We start from the raw sequence: 19916 nt of genomic DNA on the forward strand, positions 1-19916 counted from the left end.
CCGCACACCCCGCGAGGTCGACCTCGACCGCCCGCGGGTCGCGGGTTCCGAGCGGCGTGCGCCGGTGGGTGGCGGGCCCGCGGCGTCGGATGGCGACGCGCGTCCCCGGCTCATCGACGTACGCGGCCTCGACCGCGCCTGGTTCACATCTCAGCGCGATCACTCCGTGGAGACCGGTGTCGATCGACGCGTGCACCGTCAGGCGGCGACGCGCGCGACGAAGGCGGCGAGGTTCTGGCGCACCCGGTCGATCTTCGCCTCGACGTCGAGGTCCTCGCGGTACTGCTTGCCCAGGGCCGGGGTCTTCTTGCCGCGCGCATAGAGCGAGCAGTCGAGGTCGGTGCAGATGTAGGTACCCACGGTGTTGCCCTTGCGTCCGGCCTCGCCGGCCTTGCGCGCGGTCATCAGCGACACCCCTCCCGAAGGGTGGGTCGTGAGGCAGATCTTGCACATCTGCGCCTTGCGCGACCCACCGGTCTCGTAGCGCAGCGCCACCCCGACCAACCCGTCGTCGCCCTCGTCTGTCACCGCGGGGGTCACCAGGTACGACCGCCCGGCGTACGTCGGATCGACCCAGCCCAGGAAATCGATGTCCTTCCAGCGGGTCTCGGACAGGTCGCGGGGCAGCACGATCCGCTTCATCTCGCCTTTCGTCGCGTTCACGAAGGACGCACGGATGTCGGAGTCGGTCAGGGGTTCCACGGAGAGGCACCGTATGCCAGCCCCGACCACCGGGCAACGGGATTTCGGTGCCGCCGACGCGGGCCGAGTCGGCGAACGCGAGCCCCTGGGCACCCGCGTCGGCCTGCTCGACCCGCGTTCGACCGTGGTCAGCCCTTCGGCGCGGTGAGGTCGTAGAGCGTCACCGACCCGACGGTCCTCGCGGTGTAGTGCGTGGTGACCCACTCGCTGATGGCCGTGGCGGTGCCCTCGGCGTTCATCCCGCCTCCCGTGCGGCCGCCGCCGATGAACCAGTGGATCTTCCCGTCGCGCACGTACTGCTGGAACTGCGCGAGGGTGGGTGACGGGTCGCTGCCGTTGAAGCCGCCGATCGGCATGACCGGTTTCTGGGTGGCCAGCTGATACCCCGACGCGGAGTTCGAGCCGATCGCCGCGGCGACCCAGGTGTAGTCGTCGGCGCCCTTCTCCAGCAGCGCGACCATCTCGGCCGTCGGCTTCGAGCCCTGGAGCAGGCCACCACCGGGACCACCCATGCCCATGGCCCCGAAGGCCTCGGCGCGGGTCGCGGCGCCGGCGCCGGGGGTCGCGCCGCCGGGGGCCATCCCGGGCGGCATCTGGCCGCCCTGCGCCTGTCCGCCAGGCATCTGGCCGCCGGGACCGAACGCGCCTCGTTGGCCGCCTCGGCGTCCACCGAAGTTACCCGGACCGAAGCCTCCCTTGACCTGCGGTCCCGCGCTGATGATCGATCCGCTCTTCGCGGTCGCGACGGTGTCGATCGCATACGCCGTGGGCCCCGCGAGGCCCATCACGATCGCCACCGCGGCCACCACCGCCGCGATCCGCGGGATGCGCGTGACGAGCACTCCGATCGCGGCGAGCACCGCGAGCACGATCACGACGACCTTCAGCCACGGCACGAAGTCCGACGACCGGTTCAGCAGCACGAAGGACATGACGCCGGTGACGACCGACGACGCCGCGAGCACCAACCGTACCCAGAGTCGGTCGCGTTCACGCCAGCAGAGCACTCCCCCGGCACCGATGAGTCCGGCGATCGCCGGGGCCAGCGCGACCGTGTAGTACGCGTGGAAGATGCCGGACATGTAACTGAACGTGGCCGCTGTCGTGACCAGCCAGATCAGCAGGACCACCAGCAGCGCCCGGGTCGTGTTCGTGCGCGCCGCACGGCCCGCCAGCACGAGTGCGGCGACACCGAGGATCAACGCGGTGGGGATCAGCCAACCGATCTGTCCGCCCTGTTCGGGCTGGAACATGCGGAAGAACCCCGTCTCGCCCCACATGCCGCCGCGTCCACCGGGACCGCCTGCGCCACCGGGGAACCCGGCCCCGAACGCGCCCTGGGCCACCTCCGATGTCGCTCGCCGCGCCCCGCCTCCGCCGGTGGAGCCGGTCTCGTTGCCGGTGAGCCGTCCGAAGCCGTTGTACCCGAACGTCAGCTCGAGGATCGAGTTGTGTTGCGAGCCGCCGATGTAGGGCCGCGAGTCCTTCGGCCAGAGGGTGACCGCGAGAACCCACCAGCCGGCACTGACGAGCATCGCGGCCAATGCTGCGAACAGATGGCCGAGTCGCTTGACCCACGTGTGCTGCCCGAACGCGAGGTAGGTCAGTGCCAGTGGCGGGATCACCAGGAACACCTGGAGCTGTTTGGTGAGGAACCCGAGCCCGACGAACACACCGGTCAGGATCATCCAGCGGATACGGCCGTCCTCGATCCCCTTCAGCGTCGCCCACACCGCGGCGATCATGAGCAGGACCAGCAGTGCATCGGGGTTGTCGAACCGGAACATCAGTGCTGCAACAGGTGTCAGCGCGAGCGTGGCACCGGCGAGGAGACCGGCCGTGGCCCCCACGTGTTTCCTGACGATCACGTACAGCAGGGCGACCGACGCCACCCCCATGAGGACCTGCGGCACCAGGATCGACCACGAGTTCAGACCGAAGATCCGGACCGCGACACCCGGGAGCCACAGCGACATGGGCGGTTTGTCGACGGTGATGGAGTTCGCGGCGTCCGACGATCCGAAGAACCACGCCTTCCACGACTCCGATCCGGCCTGGATCGCCGCGGAGTAGAAGGAGTTGGCGTACCCGTTGGCGCTGAGGTTCGACAGGTACAGCACGGCTGTGCCGGCGAGGAGGACGGCGAGACCGATCCGGTCGCGGACCACTGACGTGGGGCGACGCCCCCCGTCGGTACGGGGGGCGTCGAGATCGCTGGGGCGGATGAGTGTGCTCATGCGGTGGCGGCGCTTTCGAGGTCGGTGGTCGGGTGCGCCGAGCGGAACACCCAGCGCAGGGCGACGAATCGGGTGAGGGTGGCGACGAGGTTGGCGACGATGAGGACGAGCAGTTCGACGTGCTTGCCTGCATCGGGGGCGAAGGCGTGCAGTGCCCACAGCGACCCTCCGGTGAGGGCCCAGCCGAAGACGAACACCGCGATGCCCTGCATGTGGTGTCGTGCGGCGCCGTCGCGTCCCCTGATACCGAAGGTGAACGCGCGGTTGGCGGCGGTGTTGAACACCGCGGTGATGAGCAGTGCGGCGAAGTTGGCCGCCTGCGCCCCGATCAGCGAGTGCAGCATGAGGTACAGCACCGCGTAGGCGACCGTCGAGATCACGCCGATCACCGCGAAGCGGACCAACTGCCCGACCATGCCCCGCGGCACCCCTGTCACCTGCGGATCGTCGAAGCGGTTGCGGCCCAGGCTACGTCGGAGCTCGGCGACCGGCAGCTCACCATGGGCCAGTGCGCGGCCGACCCGCCAGCATCCCTTGAGGTCCTCGGTCGCGGTCTTGACGATGTCGACCTTCGAGTTGGGGTCGTCGATCCAGTCGACGGGCACCTCGGCGATACGCAGTCCGATGCGCTCGGCCAGCACCAGCAGTTCGGTGTCGAAGAACCAGCCGGTGTCGGCGACGTAGGGCAGCACCGCCCGCGCGACGTCGGCCCGCATGGCCTTGAACCCGCACTGCGCGTCGGAGAACTTCGCACCCATCGTGGTGCGCAGGATGAGGTTGTAACTGCGCGAGATGAATTCGCGCTTGGCGCCGCGGACCACCCGCGACGACCGCGACAGCCGCGACCCGATGGCTACGTCGGAGTGACCCGACAGCAGCGGCGCCACCAGCGGCATCAGCGCGTTGAGGTCGGTCGACAGGTCGACGTCGCAGTAGGCGACGACGGTCGCGTCGCTCTCGCTCCACACCGCGTTCAGTGCCCGCCCGCGCCCCTTGGCGTCGAGGTGGACGATGCGCACGTTGTCCATGGTCTGCGCGAGTTCGACACCCACGGCCAGGGTGGAGTCGGTGCTGGCGTTGTCGGCGATGGTGATCCGCGCCGAATACGGCACGCGGGTCCGCAGGTGTTCGGCGAGCCGCACGACGGCGGTCTCGAGGTCGGCTTCCTCGTTGTAGACCGGCACCACGACGTCGAGTTCGGGACTCGGGTGGGTCCGGTCGACGACGACGGTCATCTCGGGGGCGCGAGTCGGCTCGGGAGACGTCGCGTCGCCCGACCGATCGATGGTGTCTGCTGTCATGAAGGAGACTCTGATCGAGCCGGCTGGCTCGATTCTGCGGCCGACCTGTCAGCTTCCTGTGAGCCGTGGCTCAGTCGGCGACGTGCTCGGTCTCCCCCGCCGCCCGCAGCGCGGCACGGATCTTCGCCGCGGCATCGTCGAGGGCGGCGGGATCGGGGTCCTTCTCCGCCAACGCCAGGTCGAAGGTCTCGAGCGAGTGCGCGGGGAACACGTGGATGTGCAGGTGCGGCACCTCCAGCCCGGCGATCAGCAGACCCATGCGCGGTGCGTCGAAGGCGTCGCGGTTGGCCTTGCCGATGGTCTGCGACACCGCCGTCAGATGGGCGAACACGCCCGGATCCACCTGCTCCCAGTGGTCGATCTCTTCCCGCGGCACCACCAGCACGTGTCCCGGGGTGACGGGGTTGATGGTGAGGAACGCGACGGCCGTGTCGTCTTTCCACACGAAGCGTCCAGGGATGTCGCCGTCGATGATCATGCTGAACACGGTTGCCATGGCTCGATCGTAGGCGCGGCCTGGCGGCTGCTAGTCCGCGCGCGGGATGCGGACGGTGAAGGTGGCGCCGCCGCCGGGGGTGTCGTCGACGCCGACGGTGCCGCCGTGGGCGTCGACCAGCGCGGCCACGATCGACAGCCCCAGTCCACTGCCCCCGACGCCGGCGTCGCGGTGTCGCGACGAGTCACCGCGGTAGAACCGTTCGAAGACCCTGGCCTTGTCGTCCGGGGCCAACCCGGGACCGGTGTCGACGACCGAGATGATCGCGTCGCGGTCGTCGGTGCCGATCTGCACGGTGATCGTCGCGTCGTCGGGCGTGTGTCGGATCGCGTTGGTGATCAGGTTGCTCAACACCTGCGACAACCGGGCCGCGTCGCCCATCACCGCGGGGATCCCCGGCCCGTCGAGCACCTGCAGCGCGATCTCACGTTCGGGGGCCATCGCGCGGGCGCTGTGCACCGAGTCCGACGCCAGCGACAACAGGTCGACCTGCGCGCGGTCGAGGGGTCGCTGCGCGTCGAGGCGGGCGAGCATCAACAGTTCCTCCACGAGCAGCCCCATGCGGCCGGCCTCGGTCTCGATCCGCGACATCAGTTGCCCGGTGTCGGTCATCGCGCCCTGGCGGTAGAGCTCGGAGAACCCGCGGATCGAGGTGAGCGGGGTGCGCAGTTCATGGCTCGCATCGGCGATGAACCGCCGCATCTTGTCCTCGGAACCGCGGGCCTGTTCCTCCGATGCGGCGGTGGCGGCGAAGGCGTTCTGGATCTGGTGGAGCATCACGTTCAGCGACGTGGCGAGCCTGCCGACCTCGGTGTTCGGTGGCGAGGTCGGCACACGCTGGTCGAGTTCGCCGCCGGCGATCTTCTCCGCGGTCTCCTCGACCCGTCGGAGGGGGCGAAGACTGGTCCGCACCAGCAGGTAACCGAGCCCGCCGACGACGACCACGACCCCGAGCCCGATACCGAGTTGCAACCAGATCAACCGGGTGACGGTGTCGTCGACGTCGGTGAGCTTGATCGCGACCACCGAGGTGGTGGCGACCCCGGAGGAGTTGGTGGCGGTCACCTTCACCACGCGCCAGCGGGCGTCGGACCCGGTGGCGCTGTCGACGGTGACCGGATCGGTGGAGAAACGCGAGAGGTCCGACAGGTCGGGGGTCCCACCGACGTCGTTGATGGTGAACGTCAGACCGTCGGACCGGATCAGCATCACGTAATACGGTGAGGGCGGGCGACGTTCGGCGGTCGGGCTGCCGCTCTGCCCGCCCTGGGCGAAGGGGCCGCGGTCGTCGCCGTCACGCGGACGGGCCCAGCCCTCGGCCGCACCGCGCAGACCGTTGTCGGTGCGGTCGACCAGGCGGTTCTCCAGCGCCGACGTCACCGACACCCCCGAGACCACGAGGCCGAGGGCCACCAGGACCAGCATCAGGGCGACCAGCGAGACCCGCAGCGGGACACCACGTCGACGACGCGGGATTTTCGCCGCCTCGGGGCCGACCGGCGGCGCGGGCGAGGTCATCGAGGTTCGCGCATCACATACCCGACGCCGCGCAGGGTGTGGATGAGGCGTGTGTCGCCGGTGTCGACCTTGCGACGCAGATACGACACGTACGACTCGACGACGTTGACCTCGCCACCGAAGTCGTAGTTCCACACGTGGTCGAGGATGCGCGGCTTCGACAGCACGGTGCCGGCGTTGATCATGAAGTACCGCAGCAGGGTGAACTCGGTGGGCGACAACGACACCAGTTCACCGCCCTTCCACACCTCGTGGGTGTCGTCGTCGAGTTCGATGTCGGCGAACGAGATCCGAGTGGGCTCGGCCTGCTTCTCGCCGAAACCGTTGCGACGCAGTATCACCCGAAGACGAGCGACGACCTCCTCGAGACTGAACGGCTTGGTCACGTAGTCGTCGCCACCGATGGTGAGACCGTTGATCTTGTCCTCCATCGAGTCCCGCGCGGTGAGGAACAGCGCGGGCGCCTCGATGCCGTCGGCACGCAGCCGACGCAGCAGCCCGAAGCCGTCCATACCGGGCATCATCACGTCGAGTACCAGTGCGTCGGGGCGGAAGGTGCGCGCCCTGTCGAGAGCCGCGGGACCGTTGGCAGCCGTCGCGACGTCGAAGTTCTGGAACTTCAGCGACACCGACAACAGTTCGAGGATGTTCGGCTCGTCGTCGACGACGAGCACGCGGGCACCGGGATCAGTCATGGTGCCCACCTTCCGTGTATGCGCTGACATCGTGCTGCGAGAACCCTGGCAGGTTCCTGTGAGCCGATCCCACCTTCTCACGGCACCGATCCGTGCAGGTCGCAACCGTGCGACAGGTCAGAACAGGGTCGGCTCGCCGAACCCCGACACCTTCTCGGCGGCGAGGATCCGACTCTTCGTCGCCGCGCCGCCGGGCGCGGAGAACCCGCCGACCTCGGTGCCGGCGCCGACGACACGGTGGCACGGGATGATCACCGGGATCGGGTTACGACCGAGCGCCCGGCCCACCGCCTGCGCGGCGCCGGGTTGCCCGAGTCGCGCCGCGACCGCGCCGTAGGTCAGCACCCGGCCACGCGGGATGTCGCGGGTGATCGCGTAGACGCGACGATCGAACTCGGGCACGGCCGCGACGTCGACGACGACTGCCGACAGATCGACGTCGTCGCCGGCCATGAGTGCGCGGATGAGGTCGATCGTCTCGGCAACACCGGGATCGGGGTCACCGGCCACGGCGTCGAACGCGGCGAGGTGACGTTCGATGTCGGCTCGGTCGTCCTCGGGCAGGGCCACCGCGACGATGGCGCCGGCGGCGTTCCAGCACACCCCACACACACCGAGCGCGGTGTCGAACAATGCGAAGCGAAGCCCCGACGTCATCCGACGACCTTCATGAACGGTGCCGGGTAGCCCGGTTTCGGGCGGGCGTCACCGAGCCAGGCGGCCAGCTCGTCGGCGCGGGCGGACAGCTGGGTCATCGCGCGGCGCGGCAACGTCTCCAGGGGGTGCAGTCCGATGGTGCCATCGGCTCGCTGGAACCATCCGCCCACGATGCGGCCGTCCCACCAGATCGTCTGTCCCCCGTTGCCGTTGCGGTCGAACACGTGCTGCCCGTGATCGCCGAGGTACCAGCCGCGCTCCTTCCAGCCCATCGTGGCCGGGTCGAGTTCGGGGAGCAGAAAGCCCTGCGGGGCAACGGGTTCGACATCATCGAGGTCGCCCGGGAGCACGTATCCGACGTCTCCCGCCTCGAGATCGACCTCGACGGCGTCGAGCTCGGCGAGTGCTGCCCGCACCGACGCCTTCGTCGACCCGAGCCACCACACGATGTCGGTCTCGGTGCCGGGGCCGAAGGTGCGCAGCCACCGCGCGACCATCGCCCGGTGGCCGTCGGCGACCGACACCTCCGACAGCGGTTCACCGAGCCACCGCTCCATCGACGACCACTGCGGGCGGGACAGCTGCCACCCGGCGGCGTTGGGTCCACGGACGATGTCGCCGGCCGCGCTCATCATGTTCAGCACCCGTGGCCCCATCGGCGACGTTCCGCCCCACGACCGGTCGGGGGCGATCTCCACGACCCCGTCGAGCTCGGGCAGCCGGGCGCGCAGTTCGGTGGACGAGGCCACCGAACCATCCGCCAGGGCACCAGCGACCGCGGCCCGCGCGGTGTCGATCCAGCCCTCGGGGTCGTCGAAATCGTTGCTGCGACGGAGGTCTCGCAGCATGTTGGTGCGCTCGGATGCGGAGACACGCGGGCCCACAGCACCCACGGCGGCGGCGAGACCCGTGCGGTCGAGGACGAACATCGTGCGCCGCATCGCGAGCTGCTTGATCAACGACCGCTCATCGTAGAGAGCGGAATCGAGCTGTTCACGCCGGAAGCCGGGGAGACGAGCCCACAGCGAGAGGTACATCGTGGGCGGACACGTGGCGTGCAGCGCGACGATCGACGAGACCGCGTCGGTCACCGACATCGGCCGCGTCGTCGAAAGCGTCGGGGCCGCATCGGCGGTGAGCAGGTGGCGCCGCTGGAGTCGGGCGCGACGGGCGGCGTCGTCGATGTGGGGCCGGGCGCTCATCGGAGGGATGGATAGAGGGGTCAGGGGGCGGCGACGACCGCGATGGCCTCGATCTCGACGAGCTGGTCGTCATGGGCGAGGACGGTGACGCCCAGCAGCGACGCGGCGGGCTTGTGGTCGCCGAATGCGGCGAGCACCGCGTCCCACGCCACCGACAGGTCGGCCTGCAAACCCTCGGCGACGAAGACGGTCACCTTCGCCACATCGGTCAGGGCGGCCCCGGCCTCGGTGAGGACCGTCGTCAGGTTGTCCATGCACGCGCGGGCCTGGCCCTGGACGTCGCCGAGGGCGACGGTGGCGCCCGCGGGATCGAGCGGCGCGATGCCCGCGGTGAAGACGGTCGAGCCGGGCGCGGCGATCGCGCTGTAGGAGAACCCACCATCGTGGAGCGACTGCGATCCGTTCACGCGTATCTGCGACATGGGCGCCATCCTACGACCGTGCGCGGGGTCGGCGAATCGCCCAGCCCGAGGCGCTGTCGGGATGGCGCCACGCACGACTGCGGTGAGACGCCGAAACCCCGGCGAGACATCAGGTCTCACCGGGTCCCGGGATGTTCGAGAGTGCTCGGTCAGCTCAGCGCGCGGCGGGCGCGAATCGCCCCACTGACGGTCAGAGCCACGACGGCTCCGACCACGGCCGAACCGAGCAGCGCCACACCGACACCGAGATCGAAGTCCCACGCGACGAACGAGATCGTGGTGTGCACCGTGTTCTGCAGCACGAAGACGACGAGGGCGGCGACGAGAACGGTCGCGACGGCGAGCAGCGTCTTCGAGGCGGCGCCGACACCGCGGCGGGCGGGGCGCTCGGTGGAACGGACGGTCGGGGTGGTGGTGGCGGTCATGGCGTCTACCTTCTCTCGGTGTGAAAAGTCGTGGTGGTCAGGGTGGTCCGCGGTGTGCGACCACGCCCCGACCCGGTGGGCCGCCGCCGATCGGGAGGCGACCCACCGTGGGGATGTCGTGCGCTGACTGAACGATCACGAACAGGTCAGGACAGCTTGTCCTTGATGTTCTCGCCGACCTTCTTCACGCCGGCCGAACCCTGGTCCTTCTTGCCCTCGGCCTCGAGATCCTTGTTGTCGGTGACGTCACCGACGACCTCCTTGGCCTTGCCGATCGCATCTTCGGCGGCGTTCTTGGCCTTGTCGACGATTCCCATGGTGACTCCTCTTCTCGGTGCCGCAACGGGTTGCTGCGGTTACAGGGAATGAGTCGGGCAGGCCTCGAGATTTGCACTCGACTGCATGTGTGACGGTCGACACATATGCGAACATCGAGGTCAGCGGTGTATCGGTCCGTCCAGCTCAGCGAGGGGACGCCCCGACGCACCGGTGCGCGCGGCGACGATCGCCGCCGCGATGGACACCGCGGTCTCGTGCGGGGTGTGGGCGCCGAGGTCGAGACCCACCGGACTGTGCAGTCGCCGGAGGTCGCTCGCGGGCACACCGGCGGCGACGAGCCGGGCGAGACGGTCGGTGTGGGTGCGCCGGGAACCGAGTGCCCCCACGAACGCGAACCGGTCGAGGGTGAGTGCGGCCGCGAGGGCGGGGACGTCGAACTTGTCGTCGTGGGTCATGACGCACACCACGGTGCGGCGATCGAGCCGACCGGCCGCGTGCTCGGCGAGCAGGTGGCGGTCGGGGCGGTCGACGATCACCTCGTGCGCCGCGGGGAAACGATGGGCGACGGCGAACGTCGCGCGAGCGTCGACCACGGTGACGCGATAGCCGAGGAATCCGCCCACCTCGGCCAACGCGCGCACGAAGTCGTTGGCGCCGGCCAGCACCATGCGTGGGCGTGTGGCGAACGCGTGGACGAACACCGGCGCGCGATCGCCGGCGACCTCCTCGCCGACGACCCCCGACGAACCCGCGGCCATCATGGCGAGTGCGTCGGCGTCCACCCGATCCCAGGACGGGTCGGGGGCGCCGGCGGCCGTGATGACAGCGCGGCGGGTGTCGCTGCCGACAGTGGTCAGCAATGCGCACGGCTCGCCCGCCTCGAGGCGGCGGGCGAGGTCGACGAAGACCGAGGCGTCGTCGAGCCGTTCGACGAGGACCTCGATCTCGCCCCCGCAGGTGAGTCCTGGTGCGACTCCGATCGCGTCGGTGTCGTCGTCGGGGCCGTACCTCTCGACGACCGCGGCGCCGGTGCCGAGGACGTCGCGTGCCGCGGCGAGCACCGCGGCCTCCACGCACCCGCCGGAGACCGATCCGATGACGGTGCCGTCCTCGGTGACGATCATCGCCGCACCGACCGGACGGGGTGATGATCCGTGCGCGGAGATGATGCGGGCGAGCGCCACCGGCCCCCGCGCCGCGGCGGCGCACAGTTCGTCGAGGACCCCGCGCATCCCGTCATCGTCGTCGCCCCGACCGCGCACGGCAACCGGTAGCGACACCTGCGAACCCGGGTCAGGCTGGCTCGGCCCTGTCGATCGGCGCCGTGAGCCCAGATCAGATCAACAGAGGCAACTGCACTTCACTTCTTTCGTGAGATGTGGTCAGATGTGTGGGCGGTCACATACCGCCATCACCGTCCGACCTCGGACACAGACGTCAGGAACCTCGAGATGGTCATCACTCGTCACTTGCTCGACGGCGCACGGACTCTGATCCGTGGAGCGGACGCCGGGACGCCCACGTTCGTTCTCGTACACGGCTTCCTCGACAGCGCCGACGTGTGGCGCGGCGTCACCGACGCGCTGGGCGACACCGTGCACACCCTCGCCTACGACCTCCCCGGATCGGGGTCGCGCGTCGACGATGCCACCCCACAGCGCCTCGCCGACTTCGTGACCGAGGCACTGACGGTCGTCGACGACATCGCTGGTCCGGTCGTGCTGGTGGGGCAGTCGATGGGCGCTCAGATCGCCGAGCTGGCCGCGGCCCGACGAACGGAGAAGGTCATCGGCCTCGTCCTCCTGAGCCCGGTTCCCCTGGGCGGCACGAACATGCCCGAGGAGGCGGCGGCGCCGTTCAAGGCGATGGGGCATCAACTCGGGATGCAGCGGGAGGTGCGCCGACAGCTGTCTCCGGCACTGACGTCGGACGACCTCGATCTGCTCGACACCCTCGGCGCACTGCCGACCACGACGACGGTCGCCAACTACGTCGAGCTCTGGAACAACGGCGACAGCTCGGCTCCCGAGGTGACGGCCTTTCCCGGCCGGACACTCATCATCCGAGGGGGTTCCGACGGCTTCGTCACCGAAGAGCTCGCCCACGGGGTCGTCGAGCCACGCTTTCCCGACGCCGAGATCGAGGTGGTGGCCGGGGGTGGGCACTGGCTGCACGTGGAGCAGCCCGGCCGCGTGGCCGACCTGCTGTCGGATTTCGCCCGTCGCCTGCCCGATGCACCGACCTCCGGCTGGAAGTCCGCGTTCGCGGAGAAGTCGTCGGAGGGGTTCGGTGAAGGATTCACCGACGACGTCGTCCTCGAGGCGACCGTCCTGACGCGACCTCTCAGCGGCCGCACCGCTGTCGCAACCGCATTGGGGGTGGCGAGTGGGATCTACGACTCCCTCGAGTTCACCGCCGACGCCGAATCCGGCGGCACCAGCTACCTCCAGTGGAGTGCCACCGCCTGGGGAGGCGAGAAGCTTTTCGGGGTCACCATCCTCACGAGGGATGCCGACGGTCGCATCGCACACGCCGCGATACATCACCGTCCTCTCGGCGCCGCACTGAAGTTCTCTCGAGAACTCCGTCGCCGATTGGACGGAGAGATATCGAGCGACCATTTTCACGACGGCGACTCGTCCAGCGCGTAGCCGGATCTCCCGTCGCTCAGCTCTCGGCGGGCGTCGGTTCGGTCGCGCGTCTACGGGCGCGAGAGGCGCGCAGATTGACCGCGTTCCCGCACACGCGCGCGTCGTGCCACACCGCACTGGTGTTCCGCGAGCGGTCATAGAAGGCCCCGCCGCACCGCTCGTTGCGGCAGATCTTGAATCGGCGCCAGGTGTCGTGGTGCTGGGCCACGAACGACTCGATCAGGACGATCGCGGCGACGCGCCGCCAACCCTCTGCGCGTGGCTCCAGTGTCACCGTGCCGTCCGACTGCATCCGCACGCCCACCGTGGCCGGGTTCATCCGCGCCGCAACGCGACTCGAGTCGGACCCGGCGGCGAGAAGAGCGTGGAGATCGGTTCGGAGGTCACGCAATGGCTCGAGATCGCGTTCGGCCAGGACGATTCGGTTCTCGCCGGCCTCGGTCACGGTGCTCCACGACTCCACCGCCTCATCCAGCCACTCCTGCGTGCTCTCGAGATCACCGAGGAGATCGGCCTGACGCGGCTTGCCGACCGGTCTCGTGTTCAGCAGGTCCTGGACGAAACCCAGGCCCCCCGGGGCTCCGATCAGCTGGTATCGCTCGGTCGCGGGCCATGTCATGGGCGAGAGCCTACCCGGATTCACCCCATACGGCGTGGTGACCGTTTCGCGTACGGCTCTGTCTGTAGGGCACCGACAGTCGATTCCCATCCCCAAACCATAGACATGGGTGTAGCGCTTATGGTTATGTCGATGACACCCCCAATGATTGGACATCACATCGTGGCGAGCGGCAGCTTGTTGGAACAGCAGCGAGGCCCTTTCGCAGTGGTACGCGAGAATGACCTGTCGATGACCACCAGGGACGGTGTCGTCCTGCGGGCCGATGTCTACCGCCCGGAGACGTCGGGCGATCATCCGATCCTGGTGCGGCGCACACCGTACGGGAAGCGGGTCAACGACCTGGCCGACGATTTCAACGAAGCCCACTACTTCGCCTCGCACGGTTACGTGGTGGTCGTCCAGGACACGCGCGGGCGATTCGCGTCCGAGGGAGCCTGGTACCCGTTCATCTACGAGGCACGGGACGGATACGACGCGATCGAATGGGCCGCGACGTTGCCGGGCACGACGGGGGCGGTCGGGACGTTCGGTCAGTCCTACGGGGCGATCAGTCAGTATCTCGCGGCCACCCAGCGACCGCCGCACCTGCGGACCTGCATCCCCGTGTCGGCGTATCAGCTGGCGTTCGAGAACTACTGGTACAACGGCGGGGCGCTCGAACTCGGCTGGACACTCAGCTATTTCGTGAACATGGCCGAGGCGGTGCTCGCCTCCCGTGGGGACCACGCGGCGATCGACGAGCTGGCGAAGCTGAAAGCCGATCCGACGGTGCGATTCTCGGCCCTGACCGACGACGCGCTACGCCGACTGCCCCTGCGTGATTGGGCTGATCGACTCGGCGCAGGCGCACCGTTCCTCGACGACATCCTCACCCAGTCGACCGACGGCCCGTACTGGTGGGCGACCGACCTGAGCCGGCAGCTGTTCAACATCGATGTGCCCATGTTGCACATAGGTTCCTGGTACGACATCGCCAACCGCGACACCCCGATGTTCTACTCCGACCTGCGCGACAACGCGCTGGCCGCGCGGGACGGGCACGCACTGATGATGGGTCCGTGGGCGCATCAACTGCCGTTCAACCAACCGACCTCGGGTGGCACCGGTGACATCGATTTCGGTCCCGAGGCCGCGATCGATCTCGTGGACATCGAACGCCGATGGTTCGACCATCACCTCCGGAGCGACTCCACCGAACTGCCGACACCGCCTGTGCGGATCTTCGTCATGGGTGAGAACCGCTGGCGGGACGAGCAGGAGTGGCCGCTCGCGCGCACCGCGTACACCCCGTATCACCTGCGCAGTTCGGGTTCGGCGAACACGCTCGACGGCGATGGGACCCTCACCGTCGAGCCACCGACGGACGAGCCACCGGACACCTATCGATTCGACCCCGACGATCCCGTCCCCACCGCGGGGGGCAGATACGTCGGTGGCGGAGTTGCAGACCAACGCCCGAACCAGTCGCGCTCCGATGTTCTCGTCTACACCGGGACGCACCTGACCGAGGACCTCGAGATCACCGGGCCGGTGACCGTCCATCTGCATGCGACGACATCGGTCGCGGACGCGGACTTCGTGGCCGTGCTCTCCGACGTCCGTCCCGACGGCTTCGTCCAGAACCTCGCCGAGGGTGTGGTGCGCGGGCAGTTCCGCGAATCGTTCATCGACCCGATGCCGTTGGAGCCGGGCGCCGCCTACGAGTTCACGATCCCGCTGTGGAACATCAGCCATGTCTTCCGACGCGGTCATCGACCACGACTGCACATCACGTCGAGCGACTTCCCGCGGTGGGACCGGAATGCCGGGACCGGTGCACCGGTCGGCACCGACACCAGCCTCCGGGCGGCCGATCTCACCGTCCTGCACGACGCCCGGCACCCCTCACGGATCGTCCTGCCCGTCGTGCCACGTCCGACGAGGGATGCGTGAGCTGACGTGGACAAGGTCGTCACATCGGCCGACGAGGCCATCAGCGATGTGGGTGACGGTGCATCGCTCGCGGTGGGCGGATTCGGATTGTGCGGGATCCCCAGCGTGTTGATCGCAGCGCTGCTGCGGCGCGACGTCAGCCGGCTCGAGGTCGTGTCCAACAACTGCGGTGTCGACGACTGGGGGCTGGGCCTGTTGCTGCGCGAGCACCGCATCGATCGGATGACCTCGTCGTATGTCGGGGAGAACAGGGAGTTCGCGCGGCAGTATCTCGCAGGCGAACTCGAGGTCGAGCTGACACCGCAGGGCACCCTCGCCGAACGTCTGCGTGCCGGCGGCGCCGGGATCGCGGGTTTCTACACCAGAACCGGTGTCGGGACCTCGGTCGCCGACGGCGGACTCGCGTGGCGATACGACTCGACCGGCGGCGTCGCGATCGCGTCACCGGCCAAGGAGACCAAGCCGTTCGGCTCGGCCCGCTATGGGCTCGAGGGCGAGTTCGTCCTCGAGACCGGCATCCGGACGGACTTCGGCCTGGTCCGCGCCTGGCGTGGCGACCGGCACGGGAACCTGGTCTTCCGGGAATCCGCGCGCAACTTCAACCCACTGTGCGCGATGGCGGGTCAGGTCACGATCGCCGAGGTGGAGCAGCTCTGCGAACCCGGTGAGATCGCGCCCGACGAGGTCCATCTGCCGGGGGTGTTCGTGCAACGCGTCGTCGCGCTCACCGCCGAGCAGGCGGCGGACAAACGCATCGAGAAGCGTGTGACGCGGAGCGACGCCCGATGAGCTGGACGCGAGATCAGATGGCGGCCCGTGCCGCGCAGGAACTCGCCGACGGCGACTACGTCAATCTGGGTATCGGTGCGCCGGCCCGGGTGCCCGCCCACATCCCCCCCGACATCGACGTGGTGCTGCAGTCCGAGAACGGCGTGCTCGGCACCGGCGACTACCCCGAGCCCGACGACGTCGACCCCGACCTGGTCAACGCCAGCAAGGAGACGGTCACGCTGCGGCCGGGCGCCTCGTTCTGCGATTCCGCGACGAGTTTCGCCATGATCCGCGGCGGGAAGATCGACGCGGCCATCCTCGGCGGCATGCAGGTCTCCGAACGGGGCGATCTCGCCAACTGGATCGTTCCCGGGAAGATGGTGAAAGGGATGGGCGGGGCGATGGATCTGGTGCACGGCGCTCGGCGGGTCGTCGTGCTGATGGACCACGTGTCCAAGGACGGCTCACCCAAGATCGTCCGACACTGCACCCTCCCCCTGACCGGTCGCCATGTCGTACACCGCATCATCACCGATCTCGCGGTCATCGATGTCGAGGACGACGGTCTGCGACTGGTCGAGCTGGCCCCGGGGATCGGTGTCGACGACGTCTGCGCGGTGACCGAGCCACGTCTGGCCGTCGCCGAGAACCTCCTCGATCCCCGAACGCGGAGGTCGACCCACCACCAACCCGAGACAAGGGGAGCGACATGACCCACCTCAGCTGCACGATCGAGGGCGAACTCGCGATGCTGCGCCTGCACAACCCGCCCCAGAACCGCATCGGTGTCGAGATGAACGACCAACTGCGGCAGGCTCTGCACACCATCGAGATCAGCGAGGCCCGCGCAGTCCTGCTCCACGCCGACGGCCCCGACTTCAGTTGCGGCGGTGACATCGACCCGTGGCCGGACTGGACCGAGCGCGAGATGCGCACCAGGTTCGAAGCATTCATGTGGACGTTCAACCAGTTCGAGCGTCTGCCGATGCCGACCGTGTCCGCGGTGCAGGGCCTGTGTTCGGGTGGCGGCTTCGAACTGGCCTTGCGCAGCGACGTCATCTTCGCGGGCTCCGGCGCCCGGTTCGGTCACTCGGAGCAGTCGATCGGCATCGTCACCCTGCTGGGCGGCATCTATCGTGTCGCCGAACGTGCGGGCCGAGCTCGTGCCATGGAGTGGGCGCTGACCTCCCAGCAGGTCCCTGCCGTCGAGATGGAGCGCTTCGGGATAGTCAACAGAATTGTTCCCGACGACGAACTCATGGACGCTGCAACCACTTTCGCCCGCGCACTCGCACAGGGTCCGACCAAGGCGCACGCGGCACACAAGGCGCTGTTGCGCACCTGGGCGATCGGTGGGGTGGCGGCGGCCGACGAGGCGATGTTCGACATAGCCCTGCCGCTGTTCGCGACCCACGACAGCCGCACCGCGCTTCCCGCGGCGGTCGACGCCCTGCGGTCCGGCGCACCCCGACCCGCGATGCCCTTCCAAGGCCGCTGAGAGGATCCCACGATGCCGACCCTGTCCTACGAGCTCCACGTCGCGCCCTCCATTCCGACCGCGATCCCCGATCTTCCCCCCGGCCTCGACCGGCGATGGTGGTCACCGATCACCTCGACTCTCATCAGCGGAGAGTCCGACGCCCTGCTCGTCGACCCCCCGATGACCGTCGAACAGGCACGCGCCCTTGCCGACTGGGTGGCGGCCGGCGGCAAGAACCTCACGACGATCTACATCACCCACGGTCACGGTGACCACTGGTTCGGGCTCTCCACCCTCCTCGAGCGCTTCCCGGGCGCCCGGGCCATCGCCACGCCGGCCGTGCTCGCCCACGCGCGGAAACAGAGCGCGCCGGAGTTCGTCGAGTCGTTCTGGCGATCCCGCTTCCCCGGGCAGATCCCCGATCACCTCGCGCTTCCCGAGGCGGTGTCGGGCACCACCTTCGAGCTCGAGGGAGAGCAGATCCGGATCGTCGAACTCGGCCACACCGACACCGACGACACCACCGCCCTGCACGTACCGTCGATCGGTCTGGTGGTCGCAGGCGACGCGGCATACAACGACGTACATCTCTATCTCGCCGAGTCACCCGCCGAAGGGCGACAGGCGTGGACGGCCGCGTTGGACACCCTCGACTCCCTCGCCCCCGTCTCCGTCGTCGCCGGCCACAAGAATCCCGAGCGCGGCGACACCCCGGAGATCATCGAGCAGACACGGCAGTACATACGGGATTTCGACGAGCTGGTCGCGACCACCTCTACCACGCTCGAGCTCTACGAGCGCCTGCTCGACAAACACCCCGATCGGGTGAACCCCGGAGCCGCCTGGGGATCGGCCCGCTCGGCAAAGGGATGACACCGCCGGAGGCGTGTACCCATCCATCGACACCACTGATACCCGCTGTCACGAATGCACCGAACGGAGCTCACCGATGATCATCGACTCGTCGACCCTCGAGGCAGATGCCGCCTACAAACTGTTGATCGGCAGCATCCTGCCGCGCGCGATCGGCTGGGTGAGCACGCTGTCGCCCGATGGTGTCGCGAATCTGGCACCCATCTCGTTCTTCACCGCCGTCGGCCGCAAACCACCGATGGTGTCGCTGTCCATGCAGTCCCTCTCCGACGGCCGCCTCAAGGACACGTTCGTCAACATCCGTGACACCGGCGAGTTCTGCACCAACCTGGTGTCCCTCCCCCACGCCCACCAGATGCATCGGACTGCAGCCGAATTCCCCAGCGATGTCGATGAATTCGATGCCGTGGGGTTGGAGAAAGAGGCATCCGAGGTGGTGCGGCCTCCCCGGGTCGCCGGCGCTCCGATCTCCTTCGAATGCACCCTCGAACGGATCATCCCCATCGGAGACCTCGACGATCACGTCGTGTACGGGATCGTCGAGCGCTTCCACATCCGCGACGATCTCTATCTCGACCGAGGGCGTATCGACACCGCAGCACTGAATCCGGTCGGCCGCCTGGCGGCCGAGTACACCCTGGTCGAGAACGTGTTCACCACGCCCCTCGACGAGCACATCCTCGAGGCCCGCCGAGGGGCCCGGATGAGGCGACTCGACGACAAGGACACGGACTTCTCGCCGATCGACACCACGTCGTGGTCGCCGTCCGGCTCGGTCATGGACTGATCTGCACCGGCCACACCGAGACCCCACCGCGGGACGATCGAATCGAGACCCGACCATGACGACGACACTGCTTCCCTCGACCGGGGGGCAACCCGCGATCGAGCTCGTGCACGAACCGGCGACCGGTGTCGCCACCGGTCCACCGCTGCTGTTCGTACACGGCCTCGCACACGGTGCATGGTGTTGGCGCAACTGGATGGGAGCAGCTGCGGCCGCGGGGCACGATGCCTACGCGTTGTCCTTCCGGGGCCACGGTGGGAGTGAGGGCAGCGCCGCGGGGGCACGGCTGCGCGACTATGTCGCCGACACCGTCCGGGCCGCATCGTCGATCGGCGGCGGAAAGGCCGTCCTCGTCGGACACTCGCTCGGCGGTCTGGTCGTCCAACACGCGCTGCCCGTACTCGAGGCCTCCTCGGCAGTCCTGCTCGCGACCATCCCGCATCGCCCGGCGATCCGAACCGCGCTGTCGGTGGTGCGCAACGATCCGATCCAGGGGCTGCGCCTCGCCATGGGCCGTCCCCTCCATCTCGGTCCCGAGATGCTCTTCCGAGGCCTCGATGAGGCCTCGTCCGCGGCAGCCATGACCCACATGACCCCGGACTCGGCGGTGGTGCAACTCCAGCTCCTGGTGCGCACGCCGGCGCGACGGCCGGCGACACCGATCCCCGTGCTGATGGTGTCGAGTGTCGACGACCGTGTCGTCCCGATCCGCTCCACGCGCGCGACCGCACGCCGCTACGGCGCGACCACTCGAGATCTCGAGGGAATCGGTCACGACATGATGCTCGACGCCGGTTGGCCGCAGGCCTGGGACGTCGTCGAACGGTGGCTGCACATGCGGGAGGACTGACTCCCCGGCGTGCGCC

At 68.7% G+C, this 19916-nt stretch carries 22 protein-coding genes; 9 read left to right on the top strand and 13 right to left on the bottom strand.

The window, feature by feature from the left end; all coding sequences use genetic code 11:
* Positions 1–198 precede the first annotated feature (198 nt).
* Positions 199–702, bottom strand: coding sequence for an FBP domain-containing protein (locus ACLBW1_RS10450; RefSeq protein ID WP_447811763.1), 504 nt, complete (start codon positions 700–702; stop codon positions 199–201).
* Between the two features lie 13 nt (positions 703–715).
* On the opposite strand from ACLBW1_RS10450, the gene ACLBW1_RS10455 reads away from it, so the two are divergent.
* Positions 716–850, top strand: coding sequence for a hypothetical protein (locus ACLBW1_RS10455; RefSeq protein WP_447811764.1), 135 nt, complete (start codon positions 716–718; stop codon positions 848–850).
* On the opposite strand, the gene ACLBW1_RS10460 is transcribed toward ACLBW1_RS10455, so the two are convergent.
* The 11 genes from ACLBW1_RS10460 to ACLBW1_RS10510 all read right to left on the bottom strand — a co-directional run bounded on the left by ACLBW1_RS10460 (position 831) and on the right by ACLBW1_RS10510 (position 11166).
* Positions 831–2939 carry an ArnT family glycosyltransferase gene (locus ACLBW1_RS10460; RefSeq protein WP_447811765.1) on the bottom strand — a complete coding sequence of 703 codons (2109 nt, stop codon included), beginning with the start codon at positions 2937–2939 and terminating at the stop codon, positions 831–833. The two genes, ACLBW1_RS10455 and ACLBW1_RS10460, sit on opposite strands and share 20 nt — an antisense overlap.
* Positions 2936–4174: a glycosyltransferase gene (locus tag ACLBW1_RS10465; RefSeq protein ID WP_447812153.1), complete on the bottom strand. Its 1239-nt coding sequence runs from the start codon at positions 4172–4174 to the stop codon at positions 2936–2938. The genes ACLBW1_RS10460 and ACLBW1_RS10465 overlap by 4 nt, the downstream gene beginning before the upstream one ends.
* Positions 4175–4310: 136 nt before the next feature.
* Positions 4311–4736, bottom strand: a complete 426-nt coding sequence (locus ACLBW1_RS10470) for an HIT family protein (protein ID WP_447811766.1) — start codon at positions 4734–4736, stop codon at positions 4311–4313.
* Positions 4737–4766: 30 nt separating this feature from the next.
* Positions 4767–6254 carry a sensor histidine kinase gene (locus ACLBW1_RS10475; RefSeq protein WP_447811767.1) on the bottom strand — a complete coding sequence of 496 codons (1488 nt, stop codon included), beginning with the start codon at positions 6252–6254 and terminating at the stop codon, positions 4767–4769.
* Complete coding sequence (locus tag ACLBW1_RS10480) at positions 6251–6949, bottom strand: response regulator transcription factor (RefSeq protein WP_447811768.1); 699 nt, start codon at positions 6947–6949, stop codon at positions 6251–6253. The genes ACLBW1_RS10475 and ACLBW1_RS10480 overlap by 4 nt, the downstream gene beginning before the upstream one ends.
* A 117-nt stretch (positions 6950–7066) precedes the next feature.
* Positions 7067–7606: a methylated-DNA--[protein]-cysteine S-methyltransferase gene (locus ACLBW1_RS10485; RefSeq protein WP_447811769.1), complete on the bottom strand. Its 540-nt coding sequence runs from the start codon at positions 7604–7606 to the stop codon at positions 7067–7069.
* On the bottom strand, positions 7603–8808 hold the full coding sequence (locus ACLBW1_RS10490) for a winged helix DNA-binding domain-containing protein (RefSeq protein ID WP_447811770.1): 1206 nt from the start codon (positions 8806–8808) through the stop codon (positions 7603–7605). The genes ACLBW1_RS10485 and ACLBW1_RS10490 overlap by 4 nt, the downstream gene beginning before the upstream one ends.
* Before the next feature lie 20 nt (positions 8809–8828).
* Positions 8829–9230, bottom strand: a complete 402-nt coding sequence (locus ACLBW1_RS10495; RefSeq protein WP_447811771.1) for a RidA family protein — start codon at positions 9228–9230, stop codon at positions 8829–8831.
* Between the two features lie 149 nt (positions 9231–9379).
* Positions 9380–9655: a lipopolysaccharide assembly protein LapA domain-containing protein gene (locus ACLBW1_RS10500; protein ID WP_447811772.1), complete on the bottom strand. Its 276-nt coding sequence runs from the start codon at positions 9653–9655 to the stop codon at positions 9380–9382.
* A 146-nt stretch (positions 9656–9801) separates the two neighbouring features.
* A complete protein-coding gene (locus tag ACLBW1_RS10505; protein ID WP_045821745.1) occupies positions 9802–9972 on the bottom strand; it encodes a CsbD family protein in 171 nt (56 codons plus the stop codon).
* A 120-nt stretch (positions 9973–10092) separates the two neighbouring features.
* Positions 10093–11166 (bottom strand): XdhC family protein, encoded by a 1074-nt coding sequence (locus ACLBW1_RS10510; RefSeq protein ID WP_447812154.1) that lies wholly within the window; start codon positions 11164–11166, stop codon positions 10093–10095.
* Between the two features lie 219 nt (positions 11167–11385).
* Between ACLBW1_RS10510 and ACLBW1_RS10515 the strand changes: the two genes are divergently transcribed.
* Positions 11386–12585 (top strand): alpha/beta fold hydrolase, encoded by a 1200-nt coding sequence (locus ACLBW1_RS10515; protein WP_447811773.1) that lies wholly within the window; start codon positions 11386–11388, stop codon positions 12583–12585.
* Between the two features lie 16 nt (positions 12586–12601).
* Here the strand turns inward: ACLBW1_RS10515 and ACLBW1_RS10520 are convergent, their stop codons facing one another.
* Positions 12602–13204 carry a CGNR zinc finger domain-containing protein gene (locus ACLBW1_RS10520; protein ID WP_447811774.1) on the bottom strand — a complete coding sequence of 201 codons (603 nt, stop codon included), beginning with the start codon at positions 13202–13204 and terminating at the stop codon, positions 12602–12604.
* Positions 13205–13435: 231 nt separating this feature from the next.
* Between ACLBW1_RS10520 and ACLBW1_RS10525 the strand changes: the two genes are divergently transcribed.
* The 7 genes from ACLBW1_RS10525 (at position 13436) to ACLBW1_RS10555 (ending at position 19900) form a co-directional block, all read left to right on the top strand.
* Entirely contained in the window at positions 13436–15139 is a 1704-nt protein-coding gene (locus ACLBW1_RS10525; RefSeq protein ID WP_447811775.1) for a CocE/NonD family hydrolase, read from the top strand.
* Positions 15140–15145: 6 nt separating this feature from the next.
* Positions 15146–15928: a CoA transferase subunit A gene (locus ACLBW1_RS10530; protein ID WP_447811776.1), complete on the top strand. Its 783-nt coding sequence runs from the start codon at positions 15146–15148 to the stop codon at positions 15926–15928.
* Positions 15925–16623 carry a CoA transferase subunit B gene (locus ACLBW1_RS10535; RefSeq protein WP_447811777.1) on the top strand — a complete coding sequence of 233 codons (699 nt, stop codon included), beginning with the start codon at positions 15925–15927 and terminating at the stop codon, positions 16621–16623. The genes ACLBW1_RS10530 and ACLBW1_RS10535 overlap by 4 nt, the downstream gene beginning before the upstream one ends.
* Positions 16620–17408, top strand: coding sequence for an enoyl-CoA hydratase/isomerase family protein (locus ACLBW1_RS10540; protein ID WP_447811778.1), 789 nt, complete (start codon positions 16620–16622; stop codon positions 17406–17408). Before ACLBW1_RS10535 ends, ACLBW1_RS10540 begins: the two co-directional genes overlap by 4 nt.
* 12 nt (positions 17409–17420) lie before the next feature.
* Positions 17421–18263: an MBL fold metallo-hydrolase gene (locus tag ACLBW1_RS10545; RefSeq protein ID WP_447811779.1), complete on the top strand. Its 843-nt coding sequence runs from the start codon at positions 17421–17423 to the stop codon at positions 18261–18263.
* 76 nt (positions 18264–18339) lie between these two features.
* Positions 18340–19050 (top strand): flavin reductase family protein, encoded by a 711-nt coding sequence (locus ACLBW1_RS10550; RefSeq protein ID WP_447811780.1) that lies wholly within the window; start codon positions 18340–18342, stop codon positions 19048–19050.
* Between the two features lie 55 nt (positions 19051–19105).
* Entirely contained in the window at positions 19106–19900 is a 795-nt protein-coding gene (locus ACLBW1_RS10555; RefSeq protein ID WP_447811781.1) for an alpha/beta fold hydrolase, read from the top strand.
* Positions 19901–19916: the final 16 nt, after the last annotated feature.

The sequence above is a fragment of the Williamsia sp. M5A3_1d genome, assembly GCF_053345315.1.

Coding starts and splice junctions, on each gene's coding strand:
- ACLBW1_RS10495 (WP_447811771.1), bottom strand. CDS start 9,230: ATGTCGCAGATACGCGTGAACGGATCGCAGTCGCTCCACGATGGTGGG.
- ACLBW1_RS10545 (WP_447811779.1), top strand. CDS start 17,421: ATGCCGACCCTGTCCTACGAGCTCCACGTCGCGCCCTCCATTCCGACC.
- ACLBW1_RS10550 (WP_447811780.1), top strand. CDS start 18,340: ATGATCATCGACTCGTCGACCCTCGAGGCAGATGCCGCCTACAAACTG.
- ACLBW1_RS10540 (WP_447811778.1), top strand. CDS start 16,620: ATGACCCACCTCAGCTGCACGATCGAGGGCGAACTCGCGATGCTGCGC.
- ACLBW1_RS10555 (WP_447811781.1), top strand. CDS start 19,106: ATGACGACGACACTGCTTCCCTCGACCGGGGGGCAACCCGCGATCGAG.
- ACLBW1_RS10455 (WP_447811764.1), top strand. CDS start 716: ATGCCAGCCCCGACCACCGGGCAACGGGATTTCGGTGCCGCCGACGCG.
- ACLBW1_RS10485 (WP_447811769.1), bottom strand. CDS start 7,606: ATGACGTCGGGGCTTCGCTTCGCATTGTTCGACACCGCGCTCGGTGTG.
- ACLBW1_RS10515 (WP_447811773.1), top strand. CDS start 11,386: ATGGTCATCACTCGTCACTTGCTCGACGGCGCACGGACTCTGATCCGT.
- ACLBW1_RS10505 (WP_045821745.1), bottom strand. CDS start 9,972: ATGGGAATCGTCGACAAGGCCAAGAACGCCGCCGAAGATGCGATCGGC.
- ACLBW1_RS10520 (WP_447811774.1), bottom strand. CDS start 13,204: ATGACATGGCCCGCGACCGAGCGATACCAGCTGATCGGAGCCCCGGGG.
- ACLBW1_RS10535 (WP_447811777.1), top strand. CDS start 15,925: ATGAGCTGGACGCGAGATCAGATGGCGGCCCGTGCCGCGCAGGAACTC.
- ACLBW1_RS10475 (WP_447811767.1), bottom strand. CDS start 6,254: ATGACCTCGCCCGCGCCGCCGGTCGGCCCCGAGGCGGCGAAAATCCCG.
- ACLBW1_RS10490 (WP_447811770.1), bottom strand. CDS start 8,808: ATGAGCGCCCGGCCCCACATCGACGACGCCGCCCGTCGCGCCCGACTC.
- ACLBW1_RS10470 (WP_447811766.1), bottom strand. CDS start 4,736: ATGGCAACCGTGTTCAGCATGATCATCGACGGCGACATCCCTGGACGC.
- ACLBW1_RS10525 (WP_447811775.1), top strand. CDS start 13,436: ATGACCACCAGGGACGGTGTCGTCCTGCGGGCCGATGTCTACCGCCCG.
- ACLBW1_RS10465 (WP_447812153.1), bottom strand. CDS start 4,174: ATGACCGTCGTCGTCGACCGGACCCACCCGAGTCCCGAACTCGACGTC.
- ACLBW1_RS10500 (WP_447811772.1), bottom strand. CDS start 9,655: ATGACCGCCACCACCACCCCGACCGTCCGTTCCACCGAGCGCCCCGCC.
- ACLBW1_RS10480 (WP_447811768.1), bottom strand. CDS start 6,949: ATGACTGATCCCGGTGCCCGCGTGCTCGTCGTCGACGACGAGCCGAAC.
- ACLBW1_RS10460 (WP_447811765.1), bottom strand. CDS start 2,939: ATGAGCACACTCATCCGCCCCAGCGATCTCGACGCCCCCCGTACCGAC.
- ACLBW1_RS10510 (WP_447812154.1), bottom strand. CDS start 11,166: ATGCGCGGGGTCCTCGACGAACTGTGCGCCGCCGCGGCGCGGGGGCCG.